Here is a 23,366-nt window from a genome sequence, read left to right on the forward strand (position 1 = left end):
CGGGAATGGACGGTCGTCGACGCAACCCGTACGAACTGACCGAGGACACCCCGGTCTACGTCATCTCGGTGGCGGCCCAGCTCTCCGGTCTGCACCCGCAGACGCTGCGCCAGTACGACCGCCTCGGCCTGGTCTCCCCGGACCGCACGGCCGGCCGCGGCCGGCGCTACTCGGCCCGCGACATCGAACTGCTCCGGCAGGTCCAGCAGTTGTCGCAGGACGAGGGCATCAACCTGGCCGGAATCAAGCGCATCATCGAACTGGAGAACCAGGTCGCCGAGCTCCAGGCCCGCGCCGCCGAGCTGGCCGCCGCCCTCGACGGGGCGGCCACGGCGATGCGCCAGCGCGAGGCCGCGGTGCACGCGTCGTACCGCCGTGACCTGGTCCCTTACCAAGAGGTACAGCAGACCAGCGCCCTGGTGGTCTGGCGGCCCAAGCGCCACGGCCAGTCCTCGGACTGATCCCGGCAGGCAGTCGGCACAAGAGAAAACGACACCATCGGCCCCGGAGGACCACCGCGTCCTCCGGGGCTGGTTCACAACGGTGCTGTCTCATTGGTCTAGTACTTCTTGACGATTTGGTGAAGACAGCGTTGGCTCTCTTCACCGGGGTCACCTGGGTCACCTGGATAGCAACTACGCCCGTGTGTCGGAAGGTCTAGCGCAGTGAGCAGCCGTGCCCGTCGAACAGCCATATCCGTGGCCGCGTCCCTGATGACCTTCTCGCTGGCCTCCTGCGGCATGCTGGGCGCCTCGGAGAGCAGCGACGACGCCAGCCCGACCAAGGGCAACGACCTCCTGGTCGGACTGCTGCTGCCGGAGAAGGAGAACACGCGCTACGAGCAGTTCGACTACCCCTTCTTCAAGAAGAAGGTCGGCGAGCTGACGCGTGACGAGGGCATCGTCAAGTACGCCAACGCCGAGGCCAGCGCCACCAAGCAGGCCGACCAGATGCAGCAGATGATCGAGGACAAGGTCGACGTGATCGTGCTGGACGCGGTCGACGCGCACGCCATCGCGGACGGCGTGCAGAAGGCCAAGGACGCGGGCATCCCCGTCATCGCCTACGACCGGCTGGCCGAGGGCCCGATCGACGCCTACATCTCCTTCGACAACGAGCTGGTCGGCGAGGTCCAGGGCCGTTCGCTCATCGAGGCGCTCGGCGGCGACCCGGAGAGCACCGAGAAGATCGTCATGATGAACGGCTCGTCCACCGACCCGAACGCCAAGCAGTTCAAGGCGGGCGCGCTGTCGGAGCTGAACGGCAAGGTGACGATCGCCCAGTCCTTCGACACCAAGGACTGGAAGCCGGAGAACGCCGAGGCGAACATGAACGAGGCGATCGAGAAGATCGGCAAGAAGAACATCGCGGGCGTCTACTCCGCCAACGACGGCATGGCGGGCGGCATCATCAAGGCCCTGGAGGACGCGGGCGTCACCGACCTGCCGCCGATCACCGGCCAGGACGCGGAACTCGCGGCGGTCCAGCGGATCGTCACCGGCGAGCAGTACATGAGCGTGTACAAGTCCTACCCGCAGGAGGCGGAGAACGCTGCGGAGATGGCCGTGGCGCGGGTCCAGGGCCGGGACATCCAGTTCGACGCGCTCGCCCGCGACAAGGTCGACAGCCCCACCCACAAGGGCGTCCCCGCCCAGCTCGTCCCCGTCGTCGCCCTCACCAAGGCCAACATCGAGGAGACGGTCGTCGCGGACGGCTTCTACAAGGTCACCGACATCTGCACCGCCAAGTACGAGGACGCGTGCGCGGAGCTCGGTCTGAAGTAGACGGCCCGCGTGTCGGCCCGGTTCCGCTGTGACCGGGCGTTCCGCCCGCAACCGGCTCTTTTCGGCCTCCGTCCGCGGCGGAGCCTTGTTGCGGAGCCGGTCCCGGCCGCGCATAGTTGCGCTGCGGAAGAGCCGGAACCGGGGGTGGGATGGGCGATGGCCGGGCACGGGGCTCAGGAGCACCCCCACGGGGCCGAGCGGCTGTGCGCGGCCGGGGACCGCGTGTACTCCCGGGCGGTCCGGCGCGGCCGGGTGCCGCGCCAGGACGCCGAGCCGGTCCCCTGCCTCCTGGAACTGGCCCTGCTGCACCCCGACCCCGACGACATGGACTGGCTGGTGCCGACCTCCCCGCAGGAGGTCATGACGCGGCTGCTGCGCGGGGTCCACGACGAGGTCAGCGCCAGCCAGCGGCGGGTGGGCTCGGCCGTGGAGGCCTTCGAGTGGTACGCGGGGCTCGGCAGGCTGCTCCGGACCCCGGCCGGCACGGAGAGCACGGCGATCCGGGTCCTCGACGGGCTGTCCCGCATCCAGGCCGCGATGGACGAGGCGACACAGGCCTGTACGACCGAGGTGCTCACCGTCCAGCCCGGCGGCATCCGGCGTGAGCACGAGCTGTCCGAGGGCCTGCACCGGGCGCTGGCGCTGCGCGGGCGCGGGGTGCGGATGCGGGACCTGTACACGCACGTGGCCCGGCACGGGCAGGGTCTGCTCAACTACCTGGAGCTGATGGGCGACGCGGTGGAGGCCCGCACCCTGGACGAGGTCATCGACCGCCTCATCCTCTTCGACCGCACCGTCGCCTTCATCCCCGCCAACACCGACCGCACGATGGCCCTGGAGCTGCGCCACCCCGCCCTGATCTCCTACCTGGTCACGGTCTTCGAACGCCTGTGGCGCCTCGCCATCCCCCTGACCGCCCCCCTCCCCGACACCGGCATCGAGGGCATCTCCCACCGCGAGCAGTCCATCGCGGCGCTCCTCGCGGAGGGCCACCAGGACGCGGTGATCGCGGAACGCCTCGGCATCAGCGTCCGCACGGCCCGCGCGCACATCGCCCGGCTCTCGGAGACCCTGGGCGCGGCGAGCCGCACGCAGTTGGGCGTCCGCATAGCCCAGGCCGGCCTGGACGGCTCCCCGCGCCGTGCTCCGTCCCCCGTCATCCTTCCTGACCGAGAATCCCCGACTGCCCGATGAGGTACCCGAGCTGAGCCCGGCTCTCGCTGCCGAGGGTGGCGGCGAGTTTGGCGATGTGGACGCGTGCCGTACGGACGTTCATGCCGAGGCGGTCGGCGATGTCGGAGTCGGTGTGGCCCTCGATGAGCAGGGCCGCTATGGCGCGTTGGCGGGGGGTGATGCCGTTGAGCGTGGGCTGGTGGACGGCCTGGGGGTGCATGGGGGTGGCGAGGTGCCACAGCCGGTCGAAGATGTTGACGAAGTAGGCGATGAGGGCGGGGTGCCGGACCTCGAGGGCGAGCGTACGGTCGGCACTGGCGGGGATGAAGGCGACGGTGCGGTCGACGATGATGAGCCGTTCGGTGACCTCGTCGAGGGTGCGGGCCTCCACGTCGCCGGTCAGCTGCTCGTAGCGGGCGCGTGTGTAGGGGGCGTGGCGGATGGTGTGCTGGTACAACGCCCGTACGCGGGCCCCGCGGTCGAGGAAGTCCTGGTCCCGCTTCATGGCCCCTTCGAGGATGTCGGGGCGCTTGGTGACGTGCGAGTCGTGCGGCTGGATCGCGAGGAGTTCTTCCCTGCCCTCGGCCATGGCCTCCTCGATGGCCTGGCCCGTCCGCTCCTTGCTGCTGAGGATTCTGAGGGCCGGGGTGTCCTCGGTGAGGACATCGCGGCGGCCCAGGCGCATGAGGGGCTCGAAGACATCGGCCATCCGCTGCCCGCGCCGCCTCTCGTCGGCGATGCGGTCCTCCGAGGACCGGAGCAGGCGTTGCAGCACCACGGTGGGCGGCACGGGCTCCAGGCGGTCCAGGTCGTCGACGGCGGGGTGGAGGATGCCGTTGTCGATCAGGCAGGGTGCGGTCGCCGCCGCGGCGCTGGGAAGGTGTCCCTCCCGCAGTGCGCGGGCGTAGAGCTCCAGGCCCGCGTCACACAGCTCCTCCGCTCCGTGGTGATGCACCTCTGGGGTCACGTGTGACTCTCTTCGTCGACTGGGATCAGTGATCCTTCTCCAGGATCCCGGACTGGGCAATGAGGAAGCCGAGCTGGGCGCGGCTGCCGCTGCCGAGGGCCTGGGCCAGCTTGGCTATGTGCGCCCGGCACGTGCGCACGTTCATGCCCAGGCGCCGGGCGATGGCCTCGTCGACATGTCCCTCGACCAGCAGCTTGGCAATGGAGTACTGGATGTCGGTGATACCACCCGGTGCGGGTTCGTAGGGCGCGCCGGCGTTCAGCGGCACGGACCGGCTCCACATGAACTCGAAGACCTTGATGAGGTAACGGACCAGGCCGGGATTACGGATTTCGAGGGCGACCTGCTGGTCGTCGCGGGTCGGGATGAACGCCACGGTCTCGTCGCAGACGATGAGGCGCTCCACCACCTCGTCGATCGTGCGGTACTCCGCCTTGCCGTTGGACAGCTGGGCGACGTAGGCGATCTTCTGTGGGCTGTACCGGGCCGTGTGCTGGTAGAGCGTGCGGATCCGCACACCGCGCTCCGTCAGTGGCTTGTCCCGCTCGAGTCCCTGGGTGAGGCTGCGTTCGGAGAACCGGTCGTCACTCGGCTGTACCGTGAGCATCTCCGCCTGGCACTGGGTGGTGGCCAGGTTGAGGGCCGAGTTGATGCGGTCACCGCCCTCCAGCACCGTGATGGAGTGCTCGCTCCTCGCCGGCTGCGTGCCGATGGCCATGAAGGGTTCGAACGCGTCCGCCAGCTCGATCGAGAGCCGCCGCCGGTCCGTGATCTCCCGCTCGATGGGGTGCAGGCGCTGAGCCAGAGCGGCGGACGGGGGCACGGGGCGCAACCAGTCGGCATCGTCCGGATCCGGGTGTATCAGCGCGAGTTCCATCAGGCACGGAGCGGATTCCACGTCCGCCCTCGCGATCCGTCCTGTGCGTAGGGCGTTCGCGTAGAGCCGGGTACCTTCGTCGCACAGTTCGGTCACCGCATGGGGATGCGACGCCTTAGTCTGATTTGCCACCAAATCTCCACCCCCCAGGGTCCTGAACATGCAGGAACATGATGCACCGATTGTGTGGCCATGAGGTGTTGGAATGAGCCATCGTCTTATCTGACGGGGGAAGAGGAGACTTACGAGTGAGGACGAAGCCGACCATGCGCAACAGACTGGTTCGCTCGGTGCTTGCTGGCGCCCTCTTCGCCGCCGCCATTTTCGGAGCGCTGAGCTTTCACTCCGATACGGAAGGCGATGTTCGGGCGGACAGTCACTGGCCATCGGGCGTTGCGAACTCGGGGGGCTGAAGTGACCACGCCACCCGACGACCGCTCCTTCCGTCGTGAAATGGCCACCGCCTACCGCTCCGGCTGGCACTTCATCGACCTGGTCACCGCGATACCGCACGCCGGTGACTCGCTGATGGTGACCGTCTTCGGCGAGCCGGTCGTCGTCACGCTGGACGAGGACGGCGACGTGCGTGCGTACCGGTGTCTGCGGCGGCCTCGGGGGGCGCCGCAGCCCGTTCGGTGCGCCATCCGGTACGGAATGATCTTTGTGAACCTGGACCAGCGGGACCACCGGCTCGAGCAGCCGGAGATCCCCGAAGTGAGGACCATCTCGGCCACCCCCCGCAGTGCCTGACGCGATTCCCCCGTCGTAACACAATCGCTCAGGTGCTTCCCCCCGGCAGCGGCGTCACCGTGACCTGAACACGGTGACGCCGCTGTCGCATGTGCGGACATCTCGCGACAGTGGCCGGTTCCACGGCTGGCCGAAAAGGCACTCGTGCGACGTGGCCCCGCCTCCCCGGGCGACCACCCTGGCGTCTTCGAGGGAGACGTGTGCCATCCGCCTTGAGTGGAATGGACTCAACTTTGTGTACGCTGAATGAGTCAGCACTGACACGAGGAGGAGAGCCAGAACGTGGACGCCGAGCTGACCAACCGGAGCCGGGACGCGATCAACGCGGCCAGCAACCGGGCCGTGACCGAGGGAAACGCCGACCTCACCCCCGCCCACCTGCTCCTGGCCCTGCTCCAGGGGCAGGACAACGAGAACATCACCGACCTGCTCGCCGCCGTCGAGGCCGACCTCGCCGCGGTCCGCACCGGCGCCGAGCGCATCGTCGCCGGGCTGCCCAGCGTGACCGGGTCCACCGTCGCACCCCCGCAACCCAGCCGTGAGATGCTCGCCGTGGTCGCCGACGCCCAGGCACGCGCCAAGGAACTCGGGGACGAGTACCTCTCCACCGAGCACCTGCTCCTCGGCATCGCCGCGAAGGGCGGCGCGGCCGGAGAGGTACTGGAGGGGCAGGGAGCCAGTGCGAAGAAGCTGCAGGAGGCCTTCCGCAAGGCCAGGGGAGGGCGTCGCGTGACCACCGCCGACCCCGAGGGCCAGTACAAGGCCCTGGAGAAGTTCGGTACCGACCTCACCGCCGCCGCACGGGACGGGAAGCTCGACCCCGTCATCGGGCGGGACCAGGAGATCCGGCGGGTGGTCCAGGTGCTCAGCCGGCGGACCAAGAACAACCCCGTCCTCATCGGCGAGCCCGGCGTCGGCAAGACCGCCGTCGTCGAAGGACTCGCCCAGCGGATCGTCAAGGGGGACGTGCCCGAGTCGCTGAAGGACAAGCGGCTGGTCGCGCTCGACCTGGGGGCCATGGTCGCCGGGGCGAAGTACCGCGGTGAGTTCGAGGAGCGGCTGAAGACCGTACTCGCCGAGATCAAGGACTCCGACGGGCAGGTCGTCACCTTCATCGACGAGCTGCACACCGTCGTCGGCGCCGGCGCCGGCGGTGACTCCGCCATGGACGCCGGGAACATGCTCAAGCCCATGCTGGCCCGTGGCGAGCTGCGCATGGTGGGTGCCACCACCCTCGACGAGTACCGGGAGCGGATCGAGAAGGACCCGGCCCTGGAGCGGCGCTTCCAGCAGGTGCTGGTCGCCGAGCCGACCGTCGAGGACTCCATCGCCATCCTGCGCGGGCTCAAGGGCCGCTACGAGGCCCACCACAAGGTGCAGATCGCCGACAGCGCGCTGGTGGCCGCCGCGAGCCTGTCCGACCGGTACATCACCTCCCGCTTCCTGCCCGACAAGGCCATCGACCTCGTCGACGAGGCCGCCTCCCGGCTGCGCATGGAGATCGACTCCTCGCCCGTCGAGATCGACGAACTCCAGCGCTCCGTCGACCGGCTGAAGATGGAGGAGCTGGCGATCGGCAAGGAGACCGACGCCGCCTCCCTGGAGCGCCTGGAGCGGCTGCGGCGCGACCTCGCCGACAAGGAGGAGGAGCTGCGCGGCCTCACCGCCCGCTGGGAGAAGGAGAAGCAGTCCCTCAACCGGGTCGGCGAGCTGAAGGAGAAGCTCGACGAACTGCGCGGGCAGGCCGAGCGCGCCCAGCGCGACGGCGACTTCGACACCGCCAGCAAGCTGCTGTACGGCGAGATCCCCACCCTGGAGCGCGACCTGGAGGCCGCCTCCGAGGCCGAGGAAGAGGTCGCCCGGGACACCATGGTCAAGGAGGAGGTCGGCGCCGACGACATCGCCGACGTCGTCGCCTCCTGGACCGGCATCCCCGCCGGGCGCCTCCTGGAGGGCGAGACGCAGAAGCTCCTGCGCATGGAGGACGAGCTGGGCAAGCGGCTCATCGGCCAGACCGAGGCCGTACGCGCCGTCTCCGACTCCGTACGGCGCTCCCGCGCCGGGATCGCCGACCCGGACCGCCCCACCGGTTCCTTCCTCTTCCTCGGCCCCACCGGCGTCGGCAAGACCGAGCTGGCCAAGGCGCTCGCCGACTTCCTCTTCGACGACGAGCGGGCCATGGTCCGCATCGACATGTCCGAGTACAGCGAGAAGCACAGCGTGGCCCGGCTGGTCGGCGCACCGCCCGGATACGTCGGCTACGAGGAGGGCGGCCAGCTCACCGAGGCCGTGCGGCGGCGGCCGTACACCGTCGTGCTGCTCGACGAGGTGGAGAAGGCGCACCCCGAGGTCTTCGACATCCTGCTCCAGGTGCTGGACGACGGCCGCCTCACCGACGGCCAGGGCCGCACCGTCGACTTCCGCAACACCATCCTGGTGCTCACCTCCAACCTGGGCAGCCAGTACCTGGTCGACCCGACGACCGGCGAGGCGGAGAAGAAGCAGCAGGTCCTGGAGGTGGTCCGGTCCTCCTTCAAGCCGGAGTTCCTCAACCGGCTCGACGACCTGGTGGTCTTCTCGGCCCTCAGCAAGGAGGAGCTGAGCCGGATCGCGCGGCTCCAGATCAACGGCCTGGCCCGTCGGCTCGCCGAACGCCGCCTCGCCCTGGAGGTCACCGACGAGGCCCTGGCCTGGCTGGCCGAGGAGGGCAACGATCCGGCCTACGGCGCCCGCCCGCTGCGCCGCCTCGTCCAGACCGCGATCGGCGACCGGCTCGCCCGGGAGATCCTCTCCGGCGAGATCAAGGACGGCGACACGGTCCGCGTGGACCGCTTCGGCGACGCCCTGATCGTGGGTCCGGCGAGCGGCAAGACGCTGTAGCCGGCCGCGCGGCACCGCCCCGGTGACCCGTCCCCTCGGGTTGCCGGGGCCCCGAGCGGGTACCCGACTGGCCGGATCAAGTCAGCCCAGGGCTGACAGGCCCCCGACGGGCTTGCCACGCCCCTCCCCGCATGGGGGAGGATGGCCGGATCCGTACGAAGGGAAATACACGGTGAGCATCGACCCGTCCTCGATTCCGAACTTCGGGGGCAAGCAGCCCGAGCCGCAGCCCCAAGGACCGGCGGGCCCCGTCGTCCCGGATCAGGATCTTGTGAAGCAGCTCCTCGAACAGATGGAGCTGAAGTACGTCGTCGACGACGAGGGTGACCTCGCGGCGCCGTGGGAGCAGTTCCGTACGTACTTCATGTTCCGCGGCGAGGGTGACCAGCAGGTCTTCTCGGTGCGGACGTTCTACGACCGGCCCCACCAGATCGACGAGAAGCCGCAGCTGCTCGAGTCGGTCGACGACTGGAACCGGCGCACCCTGTGGCCCAAGGTGTACTCCCACACCCACGACGACGGCACGGTCCGCCTGATCGGCGAGGCGCAGATGCTGATCGGCATGGGCGTCAGCCTGGAGCACTTCGTCTCCTCGACGGTCAGCTGGGTGCGGGCCGCCATCGAGTTCGACCGGTGGCTCGTGGAGCAGTTGGGCCTGGAGCAGGACGTCAACGAGTCGGAGAAGCCGACCGACGAGGACGGCGAGTAGTCCGCCCTCGCGGCACCACTCGGGAGAGCCCGGCGCCCGCCGCTGCGGGGGCCGGGCTCTCCCGTTGCCGCGCGGCTCACGCCGAAAGCGTCTTGAGCCGCCGCACGGCCTCCTCCAGCACCGGGGTCCGCTTGCAGAACGCGAACCGCACGAAGGGCGCGCCCTGGTCCCGGTGGTCGTAGAAGACCGCGTTGGGGACGGCGACCACGCCCGCGCGCTCGGGCAGCGAACGGCAGAAGGCGAAGCCGTCGCGCTCGCCGAGCGGGCGGATGTCGGTGGTGACGAAGTACGTCCCGGCGGGGCGGTACACGCCGAAGCCCGCCTCGGCCAGGCCCGCGGCCAGCAGGTCCCGCCTCGCCTCCATGTCCGCCCGGTAGGCGGTGAAGTACGACTCCGGCAGCGCGAGCGCCTCGGCGACCGCGTACTGGAAGGGTCCCGAGGCCACGTACGTCAGGTACTGCTTGGCCGAGCGGACCGCCGTGAGCAGGGCGGGCGCGGCGGTGACCCAGCCGACCTTCCAGCCGGTGAAGGAGAACGTCTTGCCGGCCGACCCGATGGTCGCCGTGCGCTCCCGCATGCCGGGGAAGGACGCCAGGGGGAGGTGCTCGGCCGTGTCGAAGACCAGGTGCTCGTAGACCTCGTCGGTCACCACCAGCAGGTCCCGCTCCACCGCCAGCTCGGCGATCGCGGCCAGCTCGTCGCGGGTCAGGACCGTGCCCGTCGGGTTGTGCGGGGTGTTCAGCAGCAGCAGGCGGGTGCGGTCGGTGACCGCGTCGCGCAGCTCGTCCAGGTCCAGGCGGAACGCGCCCTCGTGCGGCCGCAGGGTCACCGGCACGCGGGTGCCGCCCGCCATCGCGATGCAGGCCGCGTACGAGTCGTAGTACGGCTCCAGCGCGACGACCTCGTCGCCGGGCTCCAGCAGGGCCAGCAGGGCGGCCGCGACGGCCTCCGTGGCGCCGGCGGTGACCAGGACCTCGGTGTCGGGGTCGTAGGACAGGCCGTAGCGGCGGTGCTGGTGGTCGGCGACGGCGGCGCGCAGCTCGGGGACGCCCGGCCCCGGCGGGTACTGGTTGCCGCGCCCGTCGCGCAGTGCCCGCACCGCGGCCTCGCGGATCTCCTCGGGGCCGTCGGTGTCGGGGAAGCCCTGGCCGAGGTTGATCGCCCCGGTCCGCACCGCCAGGGCGGACATCTCGGCGAAGATCGTCGTCCCGAACTCCGCGAGCCGGCGGTTCAGGAGGGGGCGGGCGCTGGAGCTCATCGAGGTCATGCCGGTCATCCTGCGCCGAAGCTCCGGACTTCCTCAACTCACCTTCGGCGGTAGCCACCTGCGGCGATCTTCCAGGCACCCACTCTGACCTGCGGGTGGTCCGTCGACGTCAGTCATCGTCGGTCGACGTCGACCCCCCTCGCACGGCCCAGGGACGGCCCGGGACTCACCCACGGGGGAGGGGCTCGGTCCTCGGGAAACCCGTGGTCAGGGAGTCCCTGCCCAGCGAGCGGGTGCGGCAGCGATGCCACGGCGGTTTCGGTCTCACCGTTTCCGCTTGCTGAGCAGTGAGAACGGCAACTGACCATGCGGATCGGTCAGGGGCCGTTCTCTTGAGTACTGTCCGGCAGCCGCTGCGGCTCCTCGCACCAGTTACGGAGCGATCGGGCTCGGCAGGGAAGCGGCTACCTTCTGAGCCGTAGCGCTGTGTGGAGCGGTCACTGAGGAGCAAACATGTCGTCCGCAGGCCTCGCAGACGTGCTGCTGGGCGCGTCCGGCTGCTGTAGCTGCGGTACTTCGCTGCTGTACCGCATCACAGGTCCACCCGGGACTCCGATTCGCGGGACTCCCGCCGCAACACGACGTGGGCCGGTCTGAAGGGCAGGCTACGCAAGATCGGCTCCATGGCCCTGAAGAGAGCCGCGGCGTCCGCTCCGTATGCATACAGCACGGCTTCGCCTCCTCCGAACTCGTTCCCGTCGACCTCGCCGACTCCCGCCGCCTCGACGGCGGAACCCATGACCCGCTCCGCGCTGTAGAGGGCTTCGCGCTCCGCAGGTGATCCGTACTGGTCGTCGCTCAGACGGTAGTGAGCAATGACGGCTTGCTCAGGCTCAGGTTCGGGGAGATCAAACAGCGTGTCCATGACTGCACGCTCCCACCTGGCTCTGACATTAGACTTTGGCCTTGGGGCTCGGCCCGGATCCTTATCAGGTCGATCATGGCGCCCCTGAACGTCGGCCAACTCGTCTCCAGCCTTGACTAGCTGTCCGTCGAGGTTCGGCGGTGTCTGTTGCTGTCCAGCCTTGTTGGTGTCAGGTACTGGTGTCAGCGAAAAGGGGCACTCTTGACGAACCCAACACAGTGGACTGATTCGAGCGTCGTGCCGCTCCAATGCCCTTGGGTCGGCAGCGCGCAGAATGGCGCCATGACGGAACACGACGCTGACTACACGCGCGCTCTGAACAACGCCGAGAAGATCCTTGGTTTCAGCCTGGCGCCGTATGTCGATCCCAGGCCGACGGAACCTGACAACGCCTACGACTTCACACGGATCGCGACCGAACACGCCTTCAATGACGCATGGACTCGCAGCGAGCATCTCGACCTCCGCACTCGCGCACTCATCTCGGTCACCATTACGGCGAGCCTGGGCATCCTCGAGCCGCTCCGGGGCCAGCTGCGTATCGCTCTGCACAATGGCGTGACCAAAGAGGAGATCGTCGAAGCCTTCATCCAGATGGCCGTCTACGCGGGTGTCGCTCGCGCGTTTGACAGCTACGCCGTGGCACGCGAGGTCTTTGCCGAACACGCCGAAGCAGACTCGTCTGAGAACTGAAGCACCGACGTCAGCCGCGTCTGCTCGATGAGGTAGAGAAACTTGTAACAGCTCAGGCGCGAAGCGGTTCCGGGCTCGGCATCTCGTCGGTGAAGGTCGGCTCTGCTGGCCGGGTAGGGCCCTGGGCAAGCCAACCTGAGACTCGCGGGCCACCGTTGACGGCGTTGCCTTCGAGGACGGTCCTCACGTGCTGGAAGCCCTGGTCGAGGCAGTAGCGCTGCAATCGGGTGTTGGACGTCCAGGCGTCGAGGCGTAGCCACTTGGCTGCTGCGCGGTAGGCACGGTCTCCCGCCCAGTCCAGGAGGGCGCCTCCGAGGTTTCCACTGGTCGCTGCCGAGTGCGCTGATCTACCCGGTGCGGGTCCAGAGCATGACCGGAACGCCGGGGCCGATCTCCAGGAGCCGGGCCTCCTCGGGCGTGGGCATCCGCGTCGCGATCTCGTCGGCGTATCCCACCGGCATGGTCTGGCGCAGCAACTTCAACGGCAAGGAGTGGAAGCCCGCCCTGGCCGCTGCTGGGCTCATCCCGGATGCGGGGAGGACGGCAAGTACGACTCGGCGCGCGAGCACGGCATGCACGCACTGCGGCACTTCTACGCCTCGGCGCTGCTCGACGCGGGCGCGAACATCAAGGCCGTGAGCGAGTACATGGGGCATGCTGATCCGGGTATGACCCTGCGGGTGTACGCCCACCTGATGCCCGACAGCCGCGAACGGGCCCGGCGGGCCATCGACTCCGTGTTCCGGTACGGCCCGGCAAGCGCTGACGGCCCATAGACGGCCCAGCAAGGCGCCAACGGCCCCTGACTCGCACTCCGGTGCAGGTCAGGGGCCAATCCCGTTCAGGGACCCTCAGAACTTCCTCAACTCTGCTTTGGGGCGTGGCGGCGGGGGGCATCTCCCGTTCACCGACAGGCAGCGAGGCGTCCGACGGGGGACTGCTTCGGGGGACTTCCGGGCGCGGGCCCGGGAACGGAAGGAGGGTGGAGCCATGGTCACAGGCATAGTTCTGATCTTGGTCGCAGCCCTGTTGATCAGGGGAATCTCGGTGAGTCGGCGCGCCTCGCGCACCGGGCGGAGCAGGCCCTGGTCCAGCTCGGGCGGCGGCAGTGGCAGCGGCGGCGGCACCAACAGCTGGTGGGCCGGTGACGGGGGCGGTTCGTCCTCCGGCGGCCACCACTCGGGCCACTCCTGCGGTGGCGGCTCGTCCTGCGGAGGCGGGTCGTCCTGCGGGGGAGGGGGCGGCGGATGCGGCGGAGGCGGCGGCTGACACGGGGCAGCTGAGCCTTTGCACAGGGGGAACCGCATCCCCTGCACGGGGCCCGCTCCTGGGCCGGGCCCCGCGTCCCCACCACGAGCGCCCGCCGGGTCACACTCCCGGTGGGCGCTCCCACGCCCGGCGCACTCCGTACGGGCGGGGTGTGCGCCCGGGTTGAACAGTTGAGCTGTGGAGCCCCCTGAGGGATGGAAACGTCACGAAGTTGGGTAAAAACGCTGTGGCGGCGCCATCGTTCATGATTCGCTCTCCCTCACCAACGCAGCTCCTCGGACGACCTGTTGACCCCCCTCCTGACCGGCCGACTGGGCTGAGCGGGCCGCATCCCCGGCAGTGCCACGGATGCGCAGGCCCCACACCTTCCTCTCCTTGTGTGCTTGCGGAGCCGATCCATGCTCACGACCCTGAACACCGCCTACACCGACACACGCGCCGCTGACCTGGCCTGGGCCCTGGGCCGCGAGCCGCTGCCCGCGCTCGCCTGTCTCGACGTCGAACTGACGGACGCCAGACTTCAGTTGAGGCTGCTCGGCGCCTCCCACCAAGTCCTGCTCGAGGAGGAGCGGGGCAGCTGCTCGGAGACGGTGGCGTGCATCCCCGGCAGCAGCACCCCCCTGCCCCTGGGCGTCGCCAAGCGGGTGGGCGACTGGGAGTACGAGTTCGCCGCCCGCGTCGAGGTGCTGACGCCGGGATCCTTCGCCGGCCGTGCCCAGGAACTGCTGGCCCTGGTCTCCGACCACCCGCACGGCCTGGCCGGTGTCTTCCCCGGCAGCCCGCACGCCTTCACCGCGCTGCTGGCCCAGCGGCACGAGGGGCAGGTGCACTGGCGGACCTGGCACGCCTATCCGCAGGACGGCCAGTTGGTGGCGACCCGGACGCGGGTGGGCGTGCGGGTGCCGACGGCGCGGCTCAGCCCGACTGCGGTGTGAGCGGGCGGCACCGGCGGGTGTGAGCGGGCGGGCACCGAAGAGAACCGAATAAACCTGCGGTGCCCGACCAGCCCTGAGTTTCACACGTGTGGGTGACGAAGCGCAGTGCTGGAGTGACGTAACGTCACTGCGTGATCGAACCGCACGCGCCCGCCCCGCCCGGCTCTCCGCCGTCCTGGGGCGGCCCCTGCGGCCCGGAAGCGCCCGCGCGGCTGCCCGTCCGGCCGGCCGTCGGGCGGTTCCTGGTGCTGGCGGGCGTGTTCGTGTGCGCGGCCTGCGGGCTCGTGTACGAACTCGAACTCGTCGCGCTCGCCTCGTACCTGATCGGCGACTCGGTCACCCAGGCGTCCGTCGTCCTGTCCGTCATGGTCTTCGCCATGGGCCTCGGCTCGCTCGCCGCCAAACGGCTGCGCGGCCTGGCGGCGGCCGGCTTCGGCGCGCTGGAGGCCGCGCTCGCCCTGGTCGGCGGCTCCAGCGCCATGCTGCTGTACGCGGTCTTCGCCTGGACCGGCGGCTGGGGCGGCCTGTGGGCCGACGGGCCGCGCATCCTGCTGGTCGCCTTCTCCCTCGCCATCGGCGTGCTGATCGGCGCCGAGGTGCCGCTGCTCATGGAGCTGATCCAGCGGGTGCGCAGGCAGGACCCGGGCGGCGCCGTCGCCGACCTGTTCGCCGCGGACTACGTCGGCGCGCTCGTCGGCGGCCTCGCCTTCCCGTTCGTCCTGCTGCCCTTCCTCGGCCAGCTCACCGGTGCGCTGCTCACCGGCACCGTCAACGCGGTCGTCGGCGCCGCCCTGGTCCTCGGACTGTTCCGGCGCGACCTGACCCGCCGGGCGCGCTGGCTGCTGCTGACCGCCAACGCGGTCGTCCTCGCCCTCCTCGCCACCGCGACCGTCCTCGCCGACGACTTCGAACGCGCGGCCCGGCAGGCCGTGTACGGCCAGGACGTCCGCGTGGCCGTCCGGACCGACGTGCAGGAGATCGTCCTCACCGGCGACGCCGACGGGCGGCCCCTCGACCTGTTCCTCGACGGGCGGCTGCGGGTGCGCGGCAGCGACGGGCGGGGCTACCACGAAGCGCTGGTGCACCCCGCCATGAGCGGCCCGCACGCGCGCGTGCTGATCCTCGGCGGCGGCGACGGCCTGGCCGCGCGGGAGGTGCTGCGCCACCCCGGCGTGCACCGCGTCGACGTCCTCGAAGCCGACCCCGGCCTCGCCCGGCTGGCCCGGCACGACCCCGGTCTGTCCACCCTCAACGAGCACGCCTACGGCGACGCGCGCGTCCGCGTCCTCACGGGCGACGCCTTCCACCGGCTGCGCGCGACGCCCTCCGCGACGTACGACGTGGTGATCTCGGATCTGCCCGACCCGGGCATCACGGCCAGCACGAAGCTGTACTCCCAGGAGTTCTACGGACTGCTGCGGCGGGTGCTCGCGCCCGACGGTCGGCTGGCGGTCCACGCGGGCCCGGTCGACGCACACCCCCGGGCCTTCTGGACCGTGGACGCCACCCTTCGCGCGGCGGGCCTGCCCGCCGTCGCCTACCGCGTCGGCGCACGCGACACCGGCTCCGACACCGGCTCCGACGCCGCGCCCGGCCCGCGTCGCGCGGCCGCGGACCCTCCCGCGCCCCGCGGCTGGGGCTTCCTGCTGGCCGCGCGCACGGCCCCCGCCCCGCGCCTGGACCCGGCGGCACCCCGCCCGCACAGCCTCACCCCGGACTCCCTGGCCCGAGGCGTCCGCGAGGCGGCCCGCACCCGGATGGCCGGGCTGCCGCCCTCCACGCTCGTGCATCCCCGGTTCTGAGCCCGCCCCACAGGCGTCGCGACCGCGATCCGCCCTCTCCCCGTGCGGCGGCCCGACCCTCCCCCAGGCGCGGGACGGACCGCCACACCCCCCTGTGGATCGCTCGCACCGAGAATCTACGGCCGCCCCGCGCGTCCCGGAATCCGGCGGTGGGTGGAGACCGGGGCCCACCCGGCGCGGTAGTCGCCCGGTTCCTGCAACTTCCGCGGTACGGCAGAAGGATGACGCCGACGCCGGGCGGCGGACCTACGCTGCGGGAATGCGCCTGCACCCCCTGGCGGCCGACGGTCTGATCGCCGCGGCGCTGACGACCGTGGCCGTCCTGCTCGGCACCGAGGCCGTCGCCCAGGGGTGGCCCGCGCTCGACCCGCTCGCCTGGACGCTCGTCGCCCTGCTCACCCTCCCCCTCGTCCTGCGCACCCGCGCCCCCGTCACCGTCTGCCTCGCCGTCCACGCCTGCTGGGCGCTCTACGTCACCCTCGACTACTGGCCCGTCGTCGGCTCCTTCGGCCCGATGCTCGCCGTCTACACCGTCGCCGCCCAGCGCCCCACCCGCACCGCCGCCGCCTGCGCCGCCCTGCTCGCCGGGGTGTGGATCTACGCCGGGCTGCGCAGCGACTCCGCGGCCATGGCGTCGGTGGTGGGGCAGGCCGTGGGCTTTCCGCTGGTGCTGTGGCGGTTCGGACACGTGGCCCGCCGGACCGGCGAGCTGACGCTGCGGCTGCGGGCCGAACAGGCCGACCGGGCCCGGCGCGAGGTCGCCGAGGAACGCGTGCGGATCGCCCGCGAACTGCACGACGTGGTCGCCCACCACATCGCCGTCATCAACGTCCAGGCCGGACTGGCCCGCTTCGTCTTCCGCTCCGACGCCCGCACCGCACGCGAAGCCCTGGACACCATCGAGGGCGCCAGCGGCGAGGCACTGGCCGAACTGCGCCGCATGCTCGGCCTGTTGCGCGCCGACGGCGTGCAGGGTGCGGACGGCGCCCCCGCTCCCGGCCTCGACCAGCTCGACGAGATGGTCACCCGGGTGCGCACCGGCGGCGTGGGCGTTCGGCTGCGGGTCACCGGCACCCCGCGCCCCCTGCCGCCGGGCGTTCAGCTGTGCGTCTACCGGGTGGTGCAGGAGGCCCTCACCAACGTGCTCAAGCACGCGCCCGGCGCGGACGCCGCCGTCGAACTCGCCTACCGCGCGGGCGAGGTGACGGTGTCGGTGACCGACGGCGGGCCGGTGGAGGGGCTGGATCCGGTCACACCTGCCGAACGGGGCGGCCACGGCTTGATCGGGATGCGGGAGAGGGCCAAGCTCTACGGCGGGACGATCGCCGTCGGCCCGCGCAGCGAGGGTGGATTCGGCGTGCGCCTGACCCTTCCGACGCCGGTACAAGTCGCACGCCGGGGAGACTCCGTGCGGGAATGACCGACGCAGACCGCCCGCCGGACGGGCCGCACCACGACGCCGCCGGGCCGATCCGCCTGCTCGTCGTCGACGACCAGTACCTCGTCCGCACCGGCCTCGCCACGCTGCTGCGCGCCGCCCCCGGCATGGAGGTCGTCGGCGAGGCGGCCGACGGCGCCGAGGCGGTGGAGCTGGCCGCGCGGACCCGGCCGGACGTGGTCCTGATGGACATCCGCATGCCCGGCCTCACCGGCATCCAGGCCACCGAGCGGATCCTCGCCGAGGCGGTGGACCCGGCGCCCCGCGTCCTCGTCCTGACCACCTTCGACCTCGACGAGTACGTGTACGGGGCGCTGCGGGCCGGCGCGTCCGGCTTCCTGCTCAAGGACGCGGGTCCCGAACGGCTGCTGGCCGCGGTCACCGCGGTGCACGGCGGCGACGCCCTGTTCGCCCCCGCGGTCACCCGGCGCCTGGTGGAGGCGTTCACGCGGATGACGGACACGGGGCGCGCGGACCCGCGGGACGGCGGTCCGCCGCCGCCCGAGCTGACGACGCTGACCGGCCGCGAGGCCGAGGTCCTGCAACTGGTCGCCCGCGGACTGAGCAACGCCGAGGCCGCCGACCGGCTGTTCATCAGCGAGGCCACCGTGAAGACCCACCTCAACCGCACCATGACCAAGCTGGGCCTGACCAGCAGGGCCCAGGCGGTGGTCGTGGCGTACGAGACGGGACTGGTGACGCCGGGGAGCGCGGGCGCCGGGTGACTTTGTGCCGACGGGGGGTGCGGCGGGCCCCCGCTGGGTAGGGTGCCGTGACATGGAGCATGAGGTGTTCGTTCCGGTTCCGGCCGAGCGGCTCAGGGACGTGCTGGCCGACCCCGTCCGGGTCGCCCGGGCGGTTCCGGGGCTCCAGCAGGACGCCGGTGCCGAGCCCGTCACGGGCCGGCTGAAGGTACGCATCGGCAGTCACTCCATCACCTACCGCGGCTCCCTGCGCCTGTCCGCGCGCGAGGACGGCACCTACGCCGTCGAGGGCGAGGCCACCGAGTCGCGCGGCACCGGCGCGGTCGCGCTCGCGCTGACGCTGCGCGCGGACGACGCCGAGGGCGGCGCCACCCTCACGTTCACCGGGACGGCCACCGCGGACGGGCGGGTCACGGAGCTGCCGCCGGAGTCGGTGGCGTCGGCCACGACACGGCTGCTGGCCCGGTTCACCGAGAACCTGGGCACGGCGGCGCAGGCGCCCCCCGCCCCGGAGCCGGGGCCGAGCCCGCGCCCCGAACCGCGCCCCGCCTCCGTCTTCGACACCGAGGTCCCCCCGTCCTCCCTCGCGGACGGCGACGAGGACGCAGACGCAGACGCAGAAGCAGAAGCAGACGCGCACACGCGCGAGAAAGCGGAAGCCGAAGCGGCCGCGGACGACGGCGGGCGCCCGGACGACGAGCCGGCCGTCCCGCCCCCCGCCGAGGCCGCACACGCACGCCGCACGATGATCGGCCGCAGCGCCGAGGAGGTGGACCACTCCCCGCCGCGCGGCCGGTACGCCCCCGTGCCCGCGCCCCAGCCGAGCGCGGTCGGCGCCCCCCTGCGCTGGGCCGCCCCCGCGGCGGCGCTGGTCGTGGCGTCGGCGATCGTGGTGGGCCGCGCACTGCGCAGACGCCGCTGACCACCGCCGGACCCCTCAGGGTCACCGCCGGGTGGGGCGCCCTTGATCGCCCCAGTAGGGTCGTGGCGTGAGTAACGAACCCATCACGCTGACCGCGGGCGACGCGGAGGCGACCGTGCTGCCGGGCAACGGCGGCCGGATCGGCGGACTCCGCGTCGGCGGCACGGAGCTGCTCCGCCAGGGCGAGCGCTACGGCTGCTTCCCGATGGTCCCCTGGTGCGGACGCATCCGCGACGGCCGCTTCAGCGACGGCGCCGTGGTCCACCAGATGCCGCTGAACTCCCCGCCGCACGCCATCCACGGCACCGCCCGCGACGCCGCCTGGCGCACCGCCCGCGTCACCGCCGACGAGGCCGTCCTCACGTACGACCTCGTCGACCCCTGGCCCTACCCCGGCCGCGTCACCCAGGTGGTCGCGCTCGCCGAGGACGGGCTCACGCTGTCGATGTCCGTGGAGACGTACGAGTCGTCCTTCCCGGCGCAGATCGGCTGGCACCCCTGGTTCAACCGGACCCTCGACGACAAGCCCGGCACCGGTGTGGAGATCGCCTTCGACCCCGCCTGGCAGGAGGAGCGCGGCGACGACCACCTCCCCACCGGCAACCGCGTCGAGCCGAAGCCCGGCCCCTGGGACGACTGCTTCGGCATGCCCGACGGCGTCGACGTCACGCTGACCTGGCCGGGTCTGCTGGAGCTGAAGGTGACCAGCCGGGAGCAGTGGGCCGTGGTGTACGACGAGCAGGAGGCCGCCGTCTGCGTGGAGCCGCAGACCGGCCCGCCCAACGGCCTGAACATCCTCCCGCGCCTGGTCACACCCCTGGAGCCGCTGGAGGCCACGACCACCTGGGCCTGGCGCCGCCTTTAAGCTGGCGTACATGACGGACGTACGCGGCGAGCTGCTGCAGCAGATCAAGGACAAGGCCGTGGTGCACGGCAAGGTCACCCTCTCCTCGGGGCTGGAGGCCGACTACTACGTCGACCTGCGCCGCATCACCCTGGACGGCGAGGCCGCGCCGCTGGTCGGACAGGTGCTCCTCGACCTGACCGCCGACCTGGAGTTCGACGCGGTGGGCGGGCTGACCATGGGCGCCGACCCGGTCGCCGCGAGCATGCTGCACGCCGCCGCCGCGCGGGGCCGCAGGCTGGACGCGTTCGTCGTCCGCAAGACCGCCAAGGCGCACGGGCTTCAGCGCCGCGTCGAGGGCCCGGAGATCAAGGGCCGCCGCGTCGTGGTCGTCGAGGACACCTCCACCACCGGCGGCTCCCCGCTCACCGCCGTCGAGGCCGTGCGCGAGGCCGGTGCCGAGGTGGTCGCCGTCGTGACGATCGTCGACCGGGCGACGGGCGCCGCGCAGAAGATCCAGGACGGCGCGGGAGTGCCGTACCTGTACGCGTACGACAAGGACGAGCTGGGCCTGGACTGATACCAGGAGTACCGGGGGTGCCAGGGATACCAGGGGCCGAGACGGGGCCGGGGTCCACTCGGGTATTCCCGGTCCGTCTGGAAGGATGGGGCCGACGATGACGTCGCCCCCCAGTCCTAGGTCAGGGCCATAAGCAACAACACGCCCACCCGCACATACAAGGAGCGGACAGATGCCCATCGCAACTCCCGAGGTCTACAACGAGATGCTGGACCGGGCGAAGGCAGGAAAGTTCGCCTACCCCGCCATCAACGTGACCTCTTCCCAGACGCTGCACGCCGCCCTGCGCGGTTTCGCGGAGGCGGAGAGCGACGGCATCGTCCAGATCTCCACCGGCGGCGCCGAGTTCCTGGGCGGCCAGCACAACAAGGACATGGTGACCGGCGCCGTCGCCCTCGCCGAGTTCGCGCACATCGTCGCCGAGAAGTACGACGTCACCGTCGCCCTGCACACGGACCACTGCCCCAAGGACAAGCTCGACGGGTACGTACGCCCGCTGCTCGCCGTCTCCGAGGAGCGCGTGAAGGCCGGCCGCAACCCGCTCTTCCAGTCGCACATGTGGGACGGTTCGGCCGAGACCCTGGCCGACAACCTCTCCATCGCCCAGGAGCTGCTGGAGCGCGCCCGCGCCGCCAGGATCATCCTCGAGGTCGAGATCACCCCGACCGGCGGCGAGGAGGACGGCGTCTCCCACGAGATCAACGACTCCCTGTACACCACGGTCGACGACGCGGTCCGCACCGTCGAGGCCCTGGGCCTGGGCGAGAAGGGCCGCTACCTGCTCGCCGCGTCCTTCGGCAACGTGCACGGCGTGTACAAGCCGGGCAACGTCGTGCTCCGCCCCGAGCTGCTCAAGGAGCTGAACGAGGGCATCGCGTCGAAGTACGGCCAGCCGGCCGGCAGCAAGCCGTTCAACTTCGTCTTCCACGGCGGCTCCGGCTCCACCGCCGAGGAGATCGCGACCGCCCTGGAGAACGGCGTGGTCAAGATGAACATCGACACGGACACCCAGTACGCCTTCACGCGTCCGGTCGTCGACCACGTGTTCCGCAACTACGACGGCGTCCTGAAGGTCGACGGCGAGGTCGGCAACAAGAAGACGTACGACCCGCGCACCTGGGGCAAGCTGGCCGAGGCCGGCATGGCCGCGCGCGTCGTCGAGGCCTGCGGTCACCTGCGCTCGGCGGGCCAGAAGATCAAGTAACACCCGGTCGACACGACCGTTCGCACGAGCCCGGCGCCCGACGCGCCGGGCTCGCCGCATGCCCGGGTGTATATCTGGGGCATGCCCGATGTCCGGCTGGCCTCCCCGCAGGGCAAATGGATCCTGCTCACCACCGTCCTCGGCTCCAGCATGGCCCTGCTGGACTCGACCGTCGTCAACGTCGCGCTGCCCCACATCGGGCGCGACCTCGGCGCGGACCTGGCCGCCCTCCAGTGGACCGTCAACGCGTACATGGTCACGCTGGCGGGCCTGATCCTCCTCGGCGGCGCCCTCGGGGACCGGTTCGGCCGCCGCCGGATCTTCGTCCTGGGTGTGCTGTGGTTCGCCGCGGCCTCCCTGCTGTGCGGGCTCGCGCCGAACGCCGGTGTGCTGATCGCCGCCCGTGCCCTCCAGGGCGTCGGCGGGGCGCTGCTCACGCCCGGCTCCCTCGCCCTGATCCAGGCCTCGTTCCACGCAGACGACCGGGGCCGTGCGGTGGGCCTGTGGTCGGGGTTCGGGGGCGTCGGCGCGGCGGTCGGGCCGTTCCTCGGGGGCTGGCTGGTGGACGGCGCGGGCTGGCGCTGGGTCTTCCTCCTCAACGTCCCGCTGGCGCTGCTGTGCGCCCCGATCGCGCTGCGGCACGTCCCCGAGTCGTCGGACGAGCGCGCCCACACCCGCTTCGACGTCCTCGGCGCGGCCCTGTGCGCGGCGGCCCTCGCGCTGCTCACCTACGCGCTGATCGAGGCCCGTACGGCGTCCTGGGCGGTGGCGCTCAGCGCGGTGGCCGGGGTGGTGGCCGCCGTGGCCTTCGTCCTCGTCGAGCGGGGGGCCAAGGACCCGATGATGCCGCTCGACGTCTTCTCCTCCCGCCAGTTCTCGGCGATCAACCTGGTCACCCTGTGCGTGTACGCGGCCTTCGGCGGCTTCTTCTTCCTCGCCGCGCTCCAGCTCCAGGTCGTCGTCGGCTGGTCCGCGCTGGCCGCCGGTACGGCCCTGCTGCCGACCACCGTCCTGATGCTGCTGCTCTCCGCCCGCTCCGGCGAACTCGCCGAGCGCCTCGGCCCGCGCCTCCAGCTCACCGTCGGCCCCCTGCTCTGCGCCGCCGGGATGGTGCTGATGCTGCGGGTCGGTCCCGGCGCCTCGTACCTGGCCGACGTGCTGCCCGCCCTGCTGGTGCTCGGCCTCGGCATGGTCACCCTGGTCGCCCCGCTGACGGCGAGCGTGCTGGCCGCCGTGGACACCGCGCGCGCCGGTCTGGCCAGCGGCATCAACAACGCTGCGGCCCGTGCGGCGGGGCTCGTCGCGGTCGCCGCGCTGCCCCTGCTCACCGGCATGGGGGAGGAGGCCTACCGCTCGGCCGACGCGTTCGACGACGCGTTCGGACCGGCGATGCTGATCTGCGCGGGGATCCTGGTCGCGGGCTCCCTGATCGCCTTCACCACGGTGCGCCGCCCGGCCCCGGACTGCCCCCGCCCCGAGTGCCGCACCCACGGCTCGGTCCTGACACCCCCGCTGGAGGGAGAGCGAGCCACCTGACCCTGCCCCGCCCTTGAGGGGCGCGGGGAACCGCGCACGGAAGGGGACGCAGGGTTGCCGCCCTGGCCGACGCCCCGATCACGCCGCCAAGGGGCGCGGGGAACTGCGCGCCCAGCCATGACGCACCCGCGGCCGACGACGTGCCCGGTCGCGGGGTGTCGCCTTGG

Annotated in this window: 21 protein-coding genes and 2 pseudogenes; 17 read left to right on the forward strand and 6 right to left on the reverse strand. The window is 71.4% G+C overall.

Annotated elements, in window-relative coordinates:
- The first annotated feature begins 5 nt into the window (after positions 1 to 5).
- The 3 genes from ACFYZ3_RS19545 (at position 6) to ACFYZ3_RS19555 (ending at position 2,978) form a co-directional block, all read left to right on the forward strand.
- Positions 6 to 461, forward strand: a complete 456-nt coding sequence (locus tag ACFYZ3_RS19545; RefSeq protein WP_059299450.1) for a heat shock protein transcriptional repressor HspR — start codon at positions 6 to 8, stop codon at positions 459 to 461.
- 204 nt (positions 462 to 665) lie between these two features.
- Positions 666 to 1,784, forward strand: a complete 1,119-nt coding sequence (locus ACFYZ3_RS19550; protein WP_388519077.1) for a sugar ABC transporter substrate-binding protein — start codon at positions 666 to 668, stop codon at positions 1,782 to 1,784.
- A 156-nt stretch (positions 1,785 to 1,940) separates the two neighbouring features.
- On the forward strand, positions 1,941 to 2,978 hold the full coding sequence (locus ACFYZ3_RS19555) for a LuxR C-terminal-related transcriptional regulator (protein ID WP_388519080.1): 1,038 nt from the start codon (positions 1,941 to 1,943) through the stop codon (positions 2,976 to 2,978).
- On the opposite strand, the gene ACFYZ3_RS19560 is transcribed toward ACFYZ3_RS19555, so the two are convergent.
- Complete coding sequence (locus ACFYZ3_RS19560) at positions 2,941 to 3,924, reverse strand: LuxR C-terminal-related transcriptional regulator (RefSeq protein ID WP_388519083.1); 984 nt, start codon at positions 3,922 to 3,924, stop codon at positions 2,941 to 2,943. The genes ACFYZ3_RS19555 and ACFYZ3_RS19560 overlap by 38 nt on opposite strands.
- Positions 3,925 to 3,949: 25 nt before the next feature.
- Positions 3,950 to 4,963, reverse strand: a complete 1,014-nt coding sequence (locus ACFYZ3_RS19565; RefSeq protein WP_388519086.1) for a helix-turn-helix transcriptional regulator — start codon at positions 4,961 to 4,963, stop codon at positions 3,950 to 3,952.
- A 252-nt stretch (positions 4,964 to 5,215) separates the two neighbouring features.
- Between ACFYZ3_RS19565 and ACFYZ3_RS19570 the strand changes: the two genes are divergently transcribed.
- The 3 genes from ACFYZ3_RS19570 (at position 5,216) to ACFYZ3_RS19580 (ending at position 9,140) form a co-directional block, all read left to right on the forward strand.
- Positions 5,216 to 5,551, forward strand: coding sequence for a hypothetical protein (locus tag ACFYZ3_RS19570; protein ID WP_003975277.1), 336 nt, complete (start codon positions 5,216 to 5,218; stop codon positions 5,549 to 5,551).
- Between the two features lie 282 nt (positions 5,552 to 5,833).
- Positions 5,834 to 8,431 (forward strand): ATP-dependent chaperone ClpB, encoded by a 2,598-nt coding sequence (gene clpB, locus ACFYZ3_RS19575; RefSeq protein ID WP_388519089.1) that lies wholly within the window; start codon positions 5,834 to 5,836, stop codon positions 8,429 to 8,431.
- Positions 8,432 to 8,603: 172 nt separating this feature from the next.
- On the forward strand, positions 8,604 to 9,140 hold the full coding sequence (locus tag ACFYZ3_RS19580) for a YbjN domain-containing protein (RefSeq protein WP_164418319.1): 537 nt from the start codon (positions 8,604 to 8,606) through the stop codon (positions 9,138 to 9,140).
- A 76-nt stretch (positions 9,141 to 9,216) separates the two neighbouring features.
- Here the strand turns inward: ACFYZ3_RS19580 and ACFYZ3_RS19585 are convergent, their stop codons facing one another.
- Positions 9,217 to 10,407, reverse strand: coding sequence for a pyridoxal phosphate-dependent aminotransferase (locus tag ACFYZ3_RS19585; RefSeq protein WP_388519092.1), 1,191 nt, complete (start codon positions 10,405 to 10,407; stop codon positions 9,217 to 9,219).
- 532 nt (positions 10,408 to 10,939) lie between these two features.
- Positions 10,940 to 11,272, reverse strand: coding sequence for a hypothetical protein (locus ACFYZ3_RS19590; protein ID WP_388519094.1), 333 nt, complete (start codon positions 11,270 to 11,272; stop codon positions 10,940 to 10,942).
- A gap of 282 nt (positions 11,273 to 11,554) precedes the next feature.
- Between ACFYZ3_RS19590 and ACFYZ3_RS19595 the strand changes: the two genes are divergently transcribed.
- A complete protein-coding gene (locus tag ACFYZ3_RS19595; protein WP_003975062.1) occupies positions 11,555 to 11,965 on the forward strand; it encodes a carboxymuconolactone decarboxylase family protein in 411 nt (136 codons plus the stop codon).
- 52 nt (positions 11,966 to 12,017) lie between these two features.
- Here ACFYZ3_RS19595 and ACFYZ3_RS19600 read toward each other — a convergent pair.
- Both ACFYZ3_RS19600 and ACFYZ3_RS19605 read right to left on the reverse strand, forming a co-directional pair.
- Positions 12,018 to 12,284 (reverse strand): annotated as a pseudogene (locus ACFYZ3_RS19600) (GNAT family N-acetyltransferase); the annotation flags it as partial.
- Positions 12,285 to 12,315: 31 nt separating this feature from the next.
- Positions 12,316 to 12,420: pseudogene (locus ACFYZ3_RS19605) on the reverse strand (GntR family transcriptional regulator); the annotation flags it as partial.
- Positions 12,421 to 12,429: 9 nt separating this feature from the next.
- Here ACFYZ3_RS19605 and ACFYZ3_RS19610 point away from each other — a divergent pair.
- From ACFYZ3_RS19610 to ACFYZ3_RS19655, 10 genes are all read left to right on the forward strand, one after another.
- Positions 12,430 to 12,741, forward strand: a complete 312-nt coding sequence (locus ACFYZ3_RS19610) for a tyrosine-type recombinase/integrase (RefSeq protein WP_388519611.1) — start codon at positions 12,430 to 12,432, stop codon at positions 12,739 to 12,741.
- Positions 12,742 to 13,632: 891 nt separating this feature from the next.
- Positions 13,633 to 14,169, forward strand: a complete 537-nt coding sequence (locus ACFYZ3_RS19615; RefSeq protein ID WP_388519097.1) for a DUF2617 family protein — start codon at positions 13,633 to 13,635, stop codon at positions 14,167 to 14,169.
- Positions 14,170 to 14,300: 131 nt separating this feature from the next.
- On the forward strand, positions 14,301 to 15,971 hold the full coding sequence (locus ACFYZ3_RS19620) for a polyamine aminopropyltransferase (RefSeq protein ID WP_388519100.1): 1,671 nt from the start codon (positions 14,301 to 14,303) through the stop codon (positions 15,969 to 15,971).
- A gap of 259 nt (positions 15,972 to 16,230) precedes the next feature.
- Entirely contained in the window at positions 16,231 to 17,391 is a 1,161-nt protein-coding gene (locus tag ACFYZ3_RS19625) for a sensor histidine kinase (RefSeq protein ID WP_388519103.1), read from the forward strand.
- On the forward strand, positions 17,388 to 18,134 hold the full coding sequence (locus ACFYZ3_RS19630; protein WP_388519106.1) for a response regulator: 747 nt from the start codon (positions 17,388 to 17,390) through the stop codon (positions 18,132 to 18,134). Before ACFYZ3_RS19625 ends, ACFYZ3_RS19630 begins: the two co-directional genes overlap by 4 nt.
- A gap of 52 nt (positions 18,135 to 18,186) precedes the next feature.
- A complete protein-coding gene (locus ACFYZ3_RS19635; protein ID WP_388519108.1) occupies positions 18,187 to 19,035 on the forward strand; it encodes an SRPBCC domain-containing protein in 849 nt (282 codons plus the stop codon).
- Between the two features lie 67 nt (positions 19,036 to 19,102).
- The gene (locus ACFYZ3_RS19640; RefSeq protein WP_388519111.1) at positions 19,103 to 19,900 is read left to right on the forward strand and encodes an aldose 1-epimerase; all 798 of its coding nucleotides are present in this window, start codon (positions 19,103 to 19,105) and stop codon (positions 19,898 to 19,900) included.
- 10 nt (positions 19,901 to 19,910) lie between these two features.
- Complete coding sequence (gene pyrE / locus ACFYZ3_RS19645) at positions 19,911 to 20,459, forward strand: orotate phosphoribosyltransferase (protein WP_388519113.1); 549 nt, start codon at positions 19,911 to 19,913, stop codon at positions 20,457 to 20,459.
- Between the two features lie 172 nt (positions 20,460 to 20,631).
- Positions 20,632 to 21,663 carry a class II fructose-bisphosphate aldolase gene (fbaA, locus tag ACFYZ3_RS19650; RefSeq protein ID WP_388519116.1) on the forward strand — a complete coding sequence of 344 codons (1,032 nt, stop codon included), beginning with the start codon at positions 20,632 to 20,634 and terminating at the stop codon, positions 21,661 to 21,663.
- Positions 21,664 to 21,744: 81 nt separating this feature from the next.
- Positions 21,745 to 23,199 (forward strand): MFS transporter, encoded by a 1,455-nt coding sequence (locus ACFYZ3_RS19655; RefSeq protein ID WP_388519119.1) that lies wholly within the window; start codon positions 21,745 to 21,747, stop codon positions 23,197 to 23,199.
- Positions 23,200 to 23,366 lie beyond the last annotated feature (167 nt).

The sequence above is a fragment of the Streptomyces sp. NPDC001599 genome (genome assembly GCF_042893535.1).
Taxonomy (GTDB): Bacteria; Actinomycetota; Actinomycetes; order Streptomycetales; family Streptomycetaceae; genus Streptomyces.

Excerpts from the sequence above, each read along its gene's own strand:
- ACFYZ3_RS19545 (WP_059299450.1), top strand. The coding sequence starts at position 6 with ATGGACGGTCGTCGACGCAACCCGTACGAACTGACCGAGGACACCCCG.
- ACFYZ3_RS19555 (WP_388519080.1), top strand. The coding sequence starts at position 1,941 with ATGGCCGGGCACGGGGCTCAGGAGCACCCCCACGGGGCCGAGCGGCTG.
- ACFYZ3_RS19565 (WP_388519086.1), bottom strand. The coding sequence starts at position 4,963 with ATGTTCAGGACCCTGGGGGGTGGAGATTTGGTGGCAAATCAGACTAAG.
- ACFYZ3_RS19585 (WP_388519092.1), bottom strand. The coding sequence starts at position 10,407 with ATGACCTCGATGAGCTCCAGCGCCCGCCCCCTCCTGAACCGCCGGCTC.
- ACFYZ3_RS19590 (WP_388519094.1), bottom strand. The coding sequence starts at position 11,272 with ATGGACACGCTGTTTGATCTCCCCGAACCTGAGCCTGAGCAAGCCGTC.
- ACFYZ3_RS19595 (WP_003975062.1), top strand. The coding sequence starts at position 11,555 with ATGACGGAACACGACGCTGACTACACGCGCGCTCTGAACAACGCCGAG.
- ACFYZ3_RS19615 (WP_388519097.1), top strand. The coding sequence starts at position 13,633 with ATGCTCACGACCCTGAACACCGCCTACACCGACACACGCGCCGCTGAC.
- ACFYZ3_RS19625 (WP_388519103.1), top strand. The coding sequence starts at position 16,231 with ATGCGCCTGCACCCCCTGGCGGCCGACGGTCTGATCGCCGCGGCGCTG.
- ACFYZ3_RS19630 (WP_388519106.1), top strand. The coding sequence starts at position 17,388 with ATGACCGACGCAGACCGCCCGCCGGACGGGCCGCACCACGACGCCGCC.
- ACFYZ3_RS19635 (WP_388519108.1), top strand. The coding sequence starts at position 18,187 with ATGGAGCATGAGGTGTTCGTTCCGGTTCCGGCCGAGCGGCTCAGGGAC.
- pyrE (WP_388519113.1), top strand. The coding sequence starts at position 19,911 with ATGACGGACGTACGCGGCGAGCTGCTGCAGCAGATCAAGGACAAGGCC.
- fbaA (WP_388519116.1), top strand. The coding sequence starts at position 20,632 with ATGCCCATCGCAACTCCCGAGGTCTACAACGAGATGCTGGACCGGGCG.
- ACFYZ3_RS19655 (WP_388519119.1), top strand. The coding sequence starts at position 21,745 with ATGCCCGATGTCCGGCTGGCCTCCCCGCAGGGCAAATGGATCCTGCTC.